The organism is Flavobacterium sp. UBA6135, assembly GCF_002428305.1.
Classification (GTDB): Bacteria; Bacteroidota; Bacteroidia; order Flavobacteriales; family Flavobacteriaceae; genus Flavobacterium.
This window is the reverse complement of the sequence record NZ_DIVJ01000003.1, coordinates 22,070-35,190: the sequence shown is the minus strand read 5'-3', so window position 1 is coordinate 35,190 and position 13,121 is coordinate 22,070. Positions and strand designations below refer to the sequence as shown.

Genomic DNA, 13,121 nt, shown 5'->3' with positions numbered 1-13,121 from the left:
CAAAAAAAAGGTCCCCTAACCCGTCGGCAAACTAGATAGAGGACCAAAGCAAACAAAACTAATGTTTCATTTAACTAACCAATAATATGAATAAAATTTCATTTAACCAAAGTGGTGCAATAAAGTGTTGGCTATTGCTGTCAATATGCTGTTGGGTTACCAACACTTTTGCAAGCACCCACTCACTTTTCCAACAACCACAACAAACCGTCACTGGAACAGTAACCGATAGTAATGGCACTTTGCCAGGCGTAACAATCCTAATCAAGGGCAAAGCTTCTGGTACACACACAGATGAAAACGGAAGGTTTTCTATCAATGTAAATCAATCGGATATCTTGGTGTTTTCCTATTTAGGATATAAAACCACAGAAGTAACAATAACGAACCAGTCAGTAATCAATGTCAAATTAGAAGAAGATACCACTACACTGAAAGAAGTAGTAGTAAATGCAGGATATTACAGCGTAAAGGACAAAGAGCGTACAGGAAGTATTTCGCGAATAACAGCTAAAGATATCGAAACCCAACCAGTCACCAATGTACTCGCTACCATGCAAGGAAGAATGGCAGGAGTAAATATTACACAGGAAACGGGTGTGCCAGGCGGTGGATTTGCAATTCAAATCAGAGGAATAAACAGCCTCAGAACAGATGGAAATGTACCGCTTTATGTAATCGACGGCGTACCCTATGCTTCAGAATCTATTGGTTCCAATTTTACTTCCTCCATTTATCCAACACAAACATCACCACTAAACAGTATAAATCCGGAGGCTATTGAAAGTATAGAAATTCTAAAAGATGCCGATGCTACGGCTATTTATGGTTCAAGGGGAGCAAATGGAGTCGTCTTGATTACAACAAAAAAAGGTAAGATAGGTGCAACAAAAGTGAATATAAGTACTTCTACAGGTGTCGGACAAGTGACGAGTTTTATGAAGCTTATGAACACGGAGCAATATCTAAACATGCGTGCGAAAGCCTATCAAAATGATGGTTTTACAGATTTTCCAGATTGGGCGTATGACATCAATGGAACTTGGAATCAGGACAGATATACCGACTGGCAAAAAGAATTACTGGGTGGGTCAGCTATCATAAATGCAGTGGTTGGAACAGTATCAGGCGGGTCACAACAAACACAATTTTTAGTAGGAGCAAATTACAACAAGCAAACAACAGTATTCCCTGGTGATTTTATTTACCGAAAAGGTGGAGCGAATTTTAATATAAACCATAGGTCAGAAAACAACCGATTTAAGTTAACTTTTTCAGGAAACTATACGGCACAAAATAACAACCAGCCGGCTATGGATTTAACGATTGAATCCCGTCGTATATCCCCTAATGCTCCTGCATTGTATGATGCACAAGGAAATCTGAATTGGGAAAATGGTACATGGGTCAACCCATTGGCAAGTCTAAAAAGTGAATTTATTGCAAAAACAAATGATTTGGTGAGCAATACATTAATCTCTTATGAAATAATGCCTAGCCTAGAAATCAAGTCGAGCTTTGGGTACACAGATACAAGAAATACAGAAACCAGAACCGTTCCGTCAACAATTTACAACCCTGCTTTTGGTTTGGGTCCAGAGTATTCGGCTCTTTTTGTAAATAATACCAATAGAAATTCATGGATAGTGGAACCTCAAATAAACTGGAAAGAAAAAATAAGTAACGGTGACCTAGACATATTATTGGGCTCCACTTTCCAACAGCAGGTTTCCAATCGATTAACCCAGTATGGTATCGGCTTTACATCGAATAGTTTAATTTATGATTTGAACTCAGCATCTTTAAAAAATGTTGTGGCAAGTGACGAAACGGTTTACAAATACCAAGCTTTTTTTGGCAGAATAAACTACAATTGGAATAAAAAATATTTTCTGAATCTAACAGGCAGAAGAGATGGTTCTAGTCGTTTTGGTCCAGGAAATCAATTTGCCACGTTTGGGGCAATCGGAGCGGCTTGGATAGTAAGTAAGGAAAACTGGTTACAAGATAACAATACCATCAGTTTTGCTAAATGGCGAGTAAGTTATGGAACAACAGGGAATGATCAAATTGGGGATTATCAATACTTAGATACTTTTAGCTCTTCGGGTGGTCTTTATCAAGGTATTGTAGGTTTACAACCAACCCGACTATTTAATCCCTATTTTGAATGGGAAAAAAATAAAAAATTTGAAACAGCACTGGAAATGGGACTGCTACAGGACAAGGTATTCATAACAGCTGCCTATTTTCAAAATAGATCTTCAAATCAATTGGTGGGTATTCCATTACCCGGAACCACTGGCTTCACATCCATGCAGGCAAATTTAAATGCTGTGGTTCAAAACACAGGTTTAGAATTTACGATGAATACTACGAACATTACTAATGATAGTTTCAATTGGAAAACTTCTTTTAATATCAGTGTACCAAAAAATAAATTAGTGGCATTTCCGGGACTTCAAAATTCAGCTTATAAAGAGCAATTTAGAATTGGAGAACCACTAAACATACAATTGGCATATAACTTCTTGGGTGTGGATCCCGAAACAGGAATATATCAATTTGAAGATGTAAACGGTGATGGTCAAATTACTTTTCCTGATGACAAACAAACGGTAGTGGATTTATCTCCGGAGTTCTTTGGAGGACTACAAAATCAAGTAGCATATAAACGTTGGACGTTGGATTTTCTATTTCAGTTTGTAAAACAAAAAAGAGCCTCATTTACATTGGGAAATGCTGGTGGAATGAATAATCAACCTGTAGAATTAGTAAACAGTTGGCAAAATCCTGGCGATAGTTCACCCTACCAAGTGTACACAACCGGTTTTAACTCGGATGCAATAACAGCTCATTCTTTCTATGAAAGCAGTACGGGAGCTTTTGAGGACGGTTCTTTTATAAGGCTTAAAACACTTTCGCTTACATATAATATACCGCTGAACTCAAAAAAAGTAGATTGTAAAATCTCGGCACAGGCTCAAAACCCCCTAACCTTCACAAAATACAGAGGCGGCGACCCAGAATTTGGAAATTTAGGCTATTTGCCTCCACTTAGAATCATTTCTACAGGGATTCAATTAACTTTTTAAAACTAAAAAAAATGAAAGCAATAAATAATTATAATAGATTACTACATTTTTTATCAAAATGGGTTACTTGCACGGTACTAGTAATAACAATGAGCTGTGATAGTTTTGTGGAGGTTGAGGTACCTAATTCACAACTAATTGGTGTTACAGTTTTTGAAGATAATGCAACGGCTAATGCAGCCATGACAAGTGTATATGCAAGTATTAGAGATAACGGTTTACTCACAGGTACTTCTTTAGGCATATCAAATAATTTAGGGGCTTATGCTGATGAATTGGATTTTTATGGTGACCTGTCCTTTTCAACATTTTATTTTTTCAACAATGCAATCTTGCCAAATAATACGGCAATAGCTGATTATTGGAACACTACTTACAACCAAATATACAGTGCCAATGCAGTTTATGAAGGGGTTCAAGCAGCAACAATGCTATCAGAAGCAGATGCAAACAGACTAAAAGGGGAAGCTTTATTTACAAGAGCATTATTACACTTTTACCTGGCAAACCTCTATGGTAATATTCCGTATATCACAACAACTGACTACACGATAAATAGTACGGTGAGTAGAATGCCAATAAATCAGGTGTACGACTTGATTATTGAGGATTTGAATGAGGCAATAATTTTAGTGCCTCAGGAGTATTATACAGAGGCACGAGCACGACCAAACAAAAGCACAGTGCAAGCCCTTTTGGCAAGAGTATATCTCTATAATCAAAATTGGCAGGATGCAATTAACCTGAGCGATACGCTGATTAATAATGGGATGTACAGTGAAGAATCGAATCCAGATAATGTTTTTTTGAAAAATTGTACAGAAACAATTTGGCAACTTCCAACAGCGTTGGAGGGAAGTGCTACAGATTTTGCTGATACATTCACCTTGTTTTCTGGTCCACCTAATACCGTTGCCTTGAATACCGATTTTGTAAATCAATTGGAACCAAATGATTTAAGAAAACAATATTGGATTGGGGAAGTCACAGACGGAACGACTATTTGGTATTATCCGAAAAAATACAAACAAACAAATATTCAATCAAGTTCTTCCGAATATGCGGTTGTACTGCGATTAACAGAGCAATTTTTAATTAGAGCAGAAGCTAAAGCACAGATGGGTGATCTCATTGGTGCATTGCAAGATTTAAACAGGGTTCGTAACAGGGCGGGTTTAAATGACTTCACTTCAATATCGCAACATGATATTTTAGAGGCTATTTTAAACGAACGTAGAAATGAATTCTTTACCGAATACTGTCATCGCTTTTTTGATTTGAAACGTTTTGAAAAGCTAGACCAAGTGTTGAACGGCAGTAAACCGGGCTGGAATACAACAGATAATCTTTTGCCAATTCCACAAACGGAGTTAAGTGTCAACCCAAATTTATTACCCCAAAATCCTGGTTATTAATTATTTACCTTATACTATGAAAAAAATAAAATTCTTCTCTATACATTCATTTATTCTTTTGCTTTTAACACCCTTCTTCATTAGGGTAAATGCTCAAGAAAAGTTACCGATTTTGCCTAAGGATTATTTGAACTGGAAAACGATGAATCTAGCATCTGTCTCCCCTTCGGGTAAATGGGTTAGTTATCAATTGCAGAATGAGGTTGGTGTTGATACTTTATTTGTACGCCATCTTGATAAGCCTATTACCTATAATTTTCCGTCTGTGAAAAATGGAATGTTCAGTGCATCTGATTATTTTGCTGTCTTGACCCCAATGGGATTAGAGTTGACCCATTTGGTAAGTGGCAAAATGAAAACATTTCAGGATGTACAATCATATGCCTTTTCTAAAAAAGGAAATGAATTGGTAGTGCATAGCATAAAGAAAGGACAACTTCCAAGAATCGAAATACACTCGTTGCGAGACGGAACGCATCAAGTGATTGAAGGGGTTACTTCCTTTCAAATGAGTCCTGATTTGGAACATTTTGTGTATGCACAACAAATAAGCAATTTTCAACACATTGGCATGGTAACTTTTGGTAAAAAGATTATTGTTGCCTCTGTATCAAATAGTAAAACGGAAGGTTTTTATAATCATTTTCAATGGTCAGATAAAAGCACTGGAGTTGTTTTTCACCAAATACAAAAATTTGGGACTACTGATGAAGATGTAAGTGTTTGCATGGTTGACATAGCGAAAAAGAATTTTATTATTTTCTCTAAAGCTGCTTTTTCAAATTACCCTGTAGGTGGCAAAATTTTGAATCAATCTTATGAAACCTTGTATCTTTCGGATGATTTAAGTAAAATATATTTTGCTTATCAACACGACAAAAAACAAGAAGAATCTCCTACTTCAGATGTTGAGGTTTGGCAATGGAATTCACCAAGGGTTTATCCAGAAAGTGTTCAAATGAAAGGTTCTTTTGACAACCGATGGCTCCTCTGGGACAGGTCGAAAAATACTATAGTAGCATTGAATTCCGGTGCTTTGCCCAAATTCTTTTTAGCAGGAAAAGAACGATATGTTGTTTCTTATCATCCGCATGCTTATGAGCCGCAGTTTGATTTTAATGGCCCTGTTGATTATTATTTGACTGATTTGCAAACGCAACAAACCAAGTTATTATTAGCGAAACACTCTTCTAATCTATTAGAAGTATTGCCATCACCGGGCGGAAAATATATACTGTATTTTAAAGATAAACACTGGTGGTATTATGATATAACTAAAGCACATCATTTGCCAATCACTAAAGGTATGAAGAACCCTTTTTATAATGAGTTGAAAGACTTTGCTGGTGATAGTGAAGCTTATGGTATTGCAGGATGGACACCTGATGATCAAACTGTTTTAATATACGATCGCTATGATGTTTGGGAATTTGAACCAACAACCGGACGTATGAAACTTCTCACGGAGGGAAGGACTGAAAAAATTGCTTATCGATTACCTATTCATTTAATGAGTAATATATTCAAAAAATTTGATGGTTATGAAACTCATGTTGTACCACTTAAAAAGGGACTTTTTTTATTGGCTAAATCTGAGAACGGTGATAGTGGTTATTGTTTTTGGAAGAGGAATTTACCTATGACACCTTTTTTAACCGCTGGTTTAACCAATCAATTTTTTGTTAAGGATTCCGATATTGTTTATATCGAACAACGATTTGATTTACCTCCTCAAATCATCAAAAATAACCGACAGTTTAAACAGAACTTGGTTGTTCAAAGTAATCCGAATTACTCAAAGTATGATTGGGGAAGAGTAGAGGTGATTGACTATACCAATTCCAAAGGACAGGCCTTAAAGGGATTTCTGTGTTATCCTAGCCATTTCGAAATGGGTAAACAATATCCCATGATTGTACATATATATCAACGACAATTTAGTTATATGCATTATTTTGAACCCCCTAGTCTATATCCGTCGGAAGGTTTTGTACCCAGTAATTATACAACACAGGGTTATTTTGTTTTCTTTCCGGACATTGTATTTGACTTAAAAGCAACAGGTCCATCAGCATTAGACTGTACCCTTGCAGGAGTGAATGCTGTTTTGAAAAAAGGGGAAGTTAACCCTAAAAAGATTGGGTTAATTGGCCATTCTTTTGGGGGATATGAAGCTAATTATATTGCTACTCAAACCAATTTATTTGCTACCATTGTTTCCGGTGCCGGTGTATTTGATTTACCTGCTTTTTATTTGAATATGAATTGGCGAACCGGAAGACCTGACATGTGGCGAATGGAGTTTCAACAATGGCGAATGGGCTGTTCTTTGTTTGAAGACCGAAAGGCTTATGCCTTAAATTCACCATTGTCGTATGTCGAATCGATCAAAAGTCCCCTTTTATTATGGTCGGGTAAGGATGATATGCAGGTAGATTGGCAGCAAAACGTTACGTTTTATTTGGCATTGCGACGGTTGAAGAAAAAAGCTGCCTTGTTATTGTATCCCTACGAATATCATTCTTTGGAGGAACTCTCTAATCGTTACGATTTAAGAGAACGAATGAAGCAGTGGTTTGCGCATTATTTAAAAGATGAGTCACCAGCTGATTGGATTAAAGAAGGTATTTAAATATAAAGAGGCAGTCAACTAATTGACTGCCTCTTTTTTGTTAATAGGATGCTTTATGGTCTGAATAAAGCATTAATACAGGTATTGCCTACTTTGTCATAGGCAATTTGACCTGATGGATAGTTTACGCGACACATAGTAACTCCTGTATCGGAGCATTGAACTTGCAACGTACACGGTTGTCCTAAATGGTTGGTTGCCCAACCCGTTTTAGGAGCTAGTTCTTCAGCAGATTGCATTGACATGGTGCCAAAAGCTCCTAAGATTCCTAATGCAAATACAAAAATGGGAATCATTTTTTTTAAAAATAAATTTTTCATGATATTAAAATTTAAAAATTAATGATCTACTCTTTTTCAGGTTTTCAATCGTTCCCCTGCTACTGGCCAGTATATTTTTAATGGGTTGTTTTCCCCATGGTTTTGAATTCATTGCTGAAAGTATATTTTACTAATTTATTGCCAACCAAAGCATATAAATTTGAATGGTTTACGGTAAAACTATGTAGTTTTTGACCGTTGTAAAGTGGAATGTAAAAGCTGAATAGGTATTGATTAGACGCTAAGTTATACACATCAACAGTTGCATTATTTTGCCATGATTTTAGGTGGTCAAATTGACCTCTTAAAGGACTATTTATAAATAGTAAATTATCATAAGCAGCTACTTTATTATTTACAAGGGTGGGTAAATTTTCTAATTTTTGCCCTTTTTCATTTCTTTTGATTTTGATGTTTGGTTGATAAAAAGTATCTATTGTTTTGCCTCGAACCATTTCTTTCAAATGATAGTCTGTCACTACATAACCATTTTTATAACGATACACATATCCTGTTTTTTTACTGATTGGGTCATGAAATAGGCTTCCTTCCGTTTCAAAAATTCCATCACTGTTTTTTTGCTTTTCTAACAAGTTTGAATTGGAGTGGAATACTAATGGGGTATTTAGGTTAAAGGTTCCAATTATATTTTCTCCATTTTTTGCGTTGTTGGTTCTAATGAGAAAGTTATGGTTAGTTAATGTCTCAATTTGAGTAAAAAAAGAGATGTTATGGTGTGTAGAAGTCACTTTCCACTCATTACAATTCCCTGTCATGATTAGAGGAACCGTACCGTCCATCCAATAGAAAAAAGGAGGATTTACTTGTATAGCTACTTTTTTGATGGGGATTTTTGTATCTTCTAGTTTAATGATACTCTCCCTTTTTGAGGATAAAGTGGTGTCAATTTGTAGAATGTGAGTTGGGGCAGTATAATTGGCTAGATAGATATTGTTTTTGTCAAATCCAGCAAAGTAGTAGGAGTTTACATTTAAATCTATTTCGCTTTCAAAATTTACCCATTTTGCGTGAAATATTCTAATGAATGGGTTTTCTTTTTGCAATTGGTAGGCAGCTATTTTGTAAAGCATAAATACGGAGGCTATACCTATAAAAGTTAATACGCTAACGATGCTAATGCTTTTTAGATTACATTTTTGTAGAAGGATGGCGACTAAACCCAAAACAACAAAAGCGATGTTGAAAATTAAATGTTCATTCCAGCTCATTTTTTCCAATACACCTCCACATGAACAAGGGATGTCCGGAATGAAATTTAGTATAATGTAAATGTAGGTTGAAAAAATAATCATCAATAAAAAGGCGACATAAAGAGCTAAATTTTTCCATTTTTTGGTTACTAATGCGATGGCTATTATCAACTCTATAAAAGGAATGAACCATACTATCCAATTGGTAAAGGGACTTATCACTATAGATTGGCTAATTTGTGTTTTGAAGTTTTCAAAGTCAATTATTTTACTTACAGCCGTATAAACCAAAAGTAAGATGTACAAGTAACGTACAAGCTCTAAAAATATAGTCCGTATTGTATTAGAAATTCCCATCACTCAATAGTTTTAATTCTATGGAGTAAAATTCATAATTTAAAATTAAAAACACTTGTGATATCGGGAGGCTTACTTATCCAAAAGGGATTAAATACACTAAAAGCTAAATAGTTGTACTGCTCATTGAGTTTCGGCCAACTTCGTTGGGAGAAATTCCAAACTGTTTTTTAAACGATTTGGAAAAATTGGGATAGTCAGTAAAACCATTAAGGGTAGATATGTTTTTTAACGGTATCGTAGTTTGTTGAATCATGAGATAGGCTCTTTTCAATCGCTCAGCAGTATAGAATTTATAGATGCTAGTTTTGAAAAAATACCTGAAACCATCTTTTAGTTTATATTCATTGGTGCCAAAATGTCTTGATAAGTCTTTTAGGGATGGCAAAGGTTCATCTAAATGAGCAAGGATATAATCATAAACTTTTTGTGTCAAAAGAGCATCCGCTTTTCTTGAATTGGGTTGTTTTTCTTGTTCTCCTTCGTTTTTAGGGTCAATCATGTTTTGTGGATTCGAAACTACAAAACTCAAAATAATTTCATCCCTATTAAACAATTTGGTGATGGAACAATCAACGGAATAGATCAATTGTTCTTTAGTCAAAAACTGTAATGGAATCATGGTTTGATTCGAAAAATTATCATGAAAAGCTTCTTTTACAAAATTTAATTTGTGAAAGGATTCGTCGGTTAAGAATGTTTCAAGAGAATGATCAATTAGGTCGAGACTTTCATAACCTAGAACGCTCAAAAAAGCAGGATTAAAACTTTTAATATAGAACAAAGAATCCAACACTAAGTTAGTTTGTGTTATAAAACGGTAAGTGCTATGAGGATTCACATATCCAGCATGAAAAATGGATTCTTTCATTTCTTCAGCAACCATGTTAACTAAAACAACCAAGGTCTCTAACTCATCATCATAAGAACTCAAAGGAATACGATTACTGAAATTCCCTCGTGCCATCTCAAACAGCATTTGATGCATGGCAACTATTCGCTCTTGATTGTGCTTTTGGTTCATAGGCTATAAGTGGTTATTTAAAAACAGAATAGCATCTTCTTTGTTGGTAAACAGCTGGGTAGGCACTGTAGGTTTGCTAATGTGTAAGTAAAAAGTACTAATGGTAATAGAAACTTTTTGGTGTACAATCAAACCTACTGCTTTGGTCAATAGTGACCCAGACTGGGCTAAGTAATCTCTACCTGATTTGTCAGTGTCAATGATGCCTCTTATGTCACAAAGAACTGGATAAGATTTTTCATTTTGAAATTGGATGCGGTCAGCAACAACCCGCTTGGCAACATTCAAGGTAAGAATGACGTCAGGTTTATATTCAAAAAAGAGAATGCCATTTTCAACCCAAAATAGGGCGTATTCATTCTCATAAAAATCATGAGCTGCAATCATGTTTCATGTAGTGTTGGTTAAAATTTAACAAAAATAGAAACAATTTTAATTATTCAAATTGTCAATTTGGGATAATTTGATGAAAATTACAGTATTGCTTGTCTATTTGGGAATATAATTTGTCAAATACGGAGCAATCAATAAAGTAATATAAATCATATCAAATTTTATAATGAAATTTAAAAACTCAATCTAAATAACTGCTAATAAAGCTATCTATTAACTAACCAAAACCAACAAAAAAATGGCGAAAATTAAACACAATAATTTCATCGATACAGTCGATGAAGTTTTATCAGGAGCAAAAAATGTAGGCGTTTTGCATCTCTATGCAGAAGATAAAAAACTAACAGGCAGAACGATCCAAATAAAAGGAAAAGAAATGTATCATTTTGGAACGACGGGCTACTTAGGTTTAGAGCAAGATGATAGAATCAAAGAAGCGGCCATTCAGGCAATAAGGGATTACGGCACACAATTCCCACTCTCTAAATCATACATTTCGCATCCGCTTTACAGCGAATTGGAAGCAAAAATCGAAGAGATGTATGGTATTCCACCTATCATTACGAAAAACAGCACATTGGGGCATTTGGCAATTATTCCAACATTATTGAGAGATGAAGATGGTGTAATTATGGATCATCAAGTGCATTGGAGTGTACAGAATGCCTGTCAATTATTAAAACTAAGAGGTATTCCAGTGGAGATGATTAGACACAATAATTTAAACATGTTAGAAGAAAAAATAAAACAGCTTTCTTCTAAATGTGATAAGATTTGGTACATGGCTGATGGCGTATATTCAATGTTTGGAGATTATGCTCCTATTTCGGAATTAATTGAATTAACTAAAAAATATAGTCAATTACACCTTTATTTTGATGACGTCCATGGCATGAGTTGGAAAGGAAAAAACGGCACGGGATTCGTTTTTGATAGTATTAAAAAACTACCGGAAAATATTGTGGTAGTTGGAACATTAAGCAAAACCTTTGGAGCAAGTGGAGCAACGTTGCTATGCAAAAACCAAAAACTTCGAGATAAGATTAAAAACTTTGGTGGTCCGTTAACCTTTTCCGCTCAATTAGAACCTGCTTCTGTCGGAGCGGCAATTGCATCGGCAAATATTCACTTATCTCCGGAAATTACAATTCGACAAAAAGAACTGGCTGCTAAGATTGAGTATTTCAATCAATTACTATCACAAGGCAATCTACCCATCATTTCCAAAAATGATTCTCCAGTATTCTTTTTAGGAATGGGAACTCCAGTATCATCTTACAATTTTGTCCATCGTTTATTTAAGGAGGGATTTTTTCTCAATCTAGGGATTTACCCGGCTGTACCAATCAAGAATACTGGAATTAGAATCACGCTCTCAAGTCATAATCAAAAGCAAGACATTCAAGAACTGGCAGAGGCAATGAAATACCATTACCCAAAAGCTTTAGAAGAAACAAACAATAGTGATGAAAAAGTGAGAAAGGCTTTCGGACTAAGTCTTGAGGAGGCATTATCTATCGAAAATAAAATAGAGGATGATATCATAATGGAAGAAAAAGCCACGATTAAGGATATTAACAAATCCGACTGGAATAATCGGATGGGTAAGAATAATATTTTCGATTGGGATGGTTTGGTATATCTGGAAAAGGCTTTCAAGAATAGTACAGACCAATATAATAATTGGGAATTCTTCTACTACACAATTAAAGATAAAAAGGGTAAAATACTGCTAATGACATTTGGCACGTATGGTATATGGAAAGATGATATGTTGGCTACAGAATCCGTTTCCAAACAGCTCGAAGAAATCCGAAAAAATAATCCATTGCATCTAACTTCTAAAGTAATTAGCTTGGGATGTCTTTTCACCGAAGGAAAACATTGTTATGTCAATCAAGAAGAAGAATTGGCTGAAAAAGCAGTAAAATTACTTTTGGATAAATTGGAAGAAAAATACAATGATGTAAAAGCAGATATGCTGGTTCTAAGAGATTTTGAAGAGAAAAATACTTGGGATAAAGTCATTCAAGAACAAGGATATTTCAAAATTAACATGCCGGAATCTTGTGTGTATAATGCAGAAAAATGGCAGAATTATGAAGATTTTTCAAAGTTGCTTTCTCCACGTTCCCGTAAGCATTTTAATAAAGAGATTATTCCTTTTGAAAAACACTATACCATTGAAATTAAAGACAGCTTGAACGATACAGAAATGGAAGTGACATATCAACTGTATGAAAATGTAAAAAACAATAACTATGCAATTAATACATTTCAATACGCAAAATCGGTTTTTGAAAAGATGAATGAATGTCCAAATTGGGAATTCATTTTGCTAAACCTCAATACAGTAGAGAGCACTCCTTTAGTAGGTGTGATGTTTTGCTACAAAAACCAAAATCATACCTATGTACCGGAACTTATTGGTATGGATTATAAATGGGCGAAAGAATTCAATCTGTACAGACAGTTACTATTTCAAACCATAAAAAGAGCAAACGAACTAAACTTCCCTCAAATTGATTTTGGAGTTTCGGCTTCTTTCGAAAAAAGAAAATTGGGTGCTAAAATTATCCCCAAGATAGCCTATGTTCAGGCTCGTGATAATTATACCATGGAAGTAATGAACACCATACAAAACGACTATAAGTCAATCTCTTAGTACGGTAAA

8 protein-coding genes are annotated in these 13,121 nt (G+C 35.1%); 4 read left to right on the top strand and 4 right to left on the bottom strand.

The genetic code is table 11. From position 1 onward, the window contains the following. Positions 1–86 precede the first annotated feature (86 nt). From B3L86_RS00410 to B3L86_RS00400, 3 genes are read left to right on the top strand one after another with little or no spacing between them, the layout of a single operon-like run. Positions 87–3,095: a SusC/RagA family TonB-linked outer membrane protein gene (locus B3L86_RS00410; RefSeq protein WP_291113731.1), complete on the top strand. Its 3,009-nt coding sequence runs from the start codon at positions 87–89 to the stop codon at positions 3,093–3,095. Positions 3,096–3,106: 11 nt separating this feature from the next. Further along, a complete protein-coding gene (locus tag B3L86_RS00405; protein WP_291113729.1) occupies positions 3,107–4,510 on the top strand; it encodes a RagB/SusD family nutrient uptake outer membrane protein in 1,404 nt (467 codons plus the stop codon). A 16-nt stretch (positions 4,511–4,526) separates the two neighbouring features. Further along, on the top strand, positions 4,527–7,142 hold the full coding sequence (locus tag B3L86_RS00400) for an alpha/beta hydrolase family protein (protein ID WP_291113727.1): 2,616 nt from the start codon (positions 4,527–4,529) through the stop codon (positions 7,140–7,142). A 53-nt stretch (positions 7,143–7,195) separates the two neighbouring features. Here B3L86_RS00400 and B3L86_RS00395 read toward each other — a convergent pair whose 3' ends face one another. The 4 genes from B3L86_RS00395 to B3L86_RS00380 all read right to left on the bottom strand — a co-directional run bounded on the left by B3L86_RS00395 (position 7,196) and on the right by B3L86_RS00380 (position 10,441). Further along, positions 7,196–7,462 (bottom strand): DUF6520 family protein, encoded by a 267-nt coding sequence (locus tag B3L86_RS00395; RefSeq protein WP_291113724.1) that lies wholly within the window; start codon positions 7,460–7,462, stop codon positions 7,196–7,198. A 77-nt stretch (positions 7,463–7,539) separates the two neighbouring features. Beyond that, positions 7,540–9,030, bottom strand: a complete 1,491-nt coding sequence (locus tag B3L86_RS00390; protein WP_291113721.1) for a MauE/DoxX family redox-associated membrane protein — start codon at positions 9,028–9,030, stop codon at positions 7,540–7,542. Between the two features lie 106 nt (positions 9,031–9,136). Next, on the bottom strand, positions 9,137–10,054 hold the full coding sequence (locus tag B3L86_RS00385; RefSeq protein ID WP_291113718.1) for a helix-turn-helix transcriptional regulator: 918 nt from the start codon (positions 10,052–10,054) through the stop codon (positions 9,137–9,139). Between the two features lie 3 nt (positions 10,055–10,057). Continuing rightward, a complete protein-coding gene (locus tag B3L86_RS00380) occupies positions 10,058–10,441 on the bottom strand; it encodes a hypothetical protein (protein ID WP_291113715.1) in 384 nt (127 codons plus the stop codon). A gap of 244 nt (positions 10,442–10,685) precedes the next feature. Here B3L86_RS00380 and B3L86_RS00375 point away from each other — a divergent pair, with 244 nt between their 5' ends. Further along, positions 10,686–13,112: an aminotransferase class I/II-fold pyridoxal phosphate-dependent enzyme gene (locus tag B3L86_RS00375; protein WP_291113712.1), complete on the top strand. Its 2,427-nt coding sequence runs from the start codon at positions 10,686–10,688 to the stop codon at positions 13,110–13,112. Positions 13,113–13,121 lie beyond the last annotated feature (9 nt).

What these genes read in the sequence shown, in the direction of transcription:
- B3L86_RS00410 (WP_291113731.1), top strand. Translation starts at nt 87, where the DNA reads ATGAATAAAATTTCATTTAACCAAAGTGGTGCAATAAAGTGTTGGCTA.
- B3L86_RS00395 (WP_291113724.1), bottom strand. Translation starts at nt 7,462, where the DNA reads ATGAAAAATTTATTTTTAAAAAAAATGATTCCCATTTTTGTATTTGCA.
- B3L86_RS00380 (WP_291113715.1), bottom strand. Translation starts at nt 10,441, where the DNA reads ATGATTGCAGCTCATGATTTTTATGAGAATGAATACGCCCTATTTTGG.
- B3L86_RS00400 (WP_291113727.1), top strand. Translation starts at nt 4,527, where the DNA reads ATGAAAAAAATAAAATTCTTCTCTATACATTCATTTATTCTTTTGCTT.
- B3L86_RS00375 (WP_291113712.1), top strand. Translation starts at nt 10,686, where the DNA reads ATGGCGAAAATTAAACACAATAATTTCATCGATACAGTCGATGAAGTT.
- B3L86_RS00405 (WP_291113729.1), top strand. Translation starts at nt 3,107, where the DNA reads ATGAAAGCAATAAATAATTATAATAGATTACTACATTTTTTATCAAAA.
- B3L86_RS00385 (WP_291113718.1), bottom strand. Translation starts at nt 10,054, where the DNA reads ATGAACCAAAAGCACAATCAAGAGCGAATAGTTGCCATGCATCAAATG.
- B3L86_RS00390 (WP_291113721.1), bottom strand. Translation starts at nt 9,030, where the DNA reads ATGGGAATTTCTAATACAATACGGACTATATTTTTAGAGCTTGTACGT.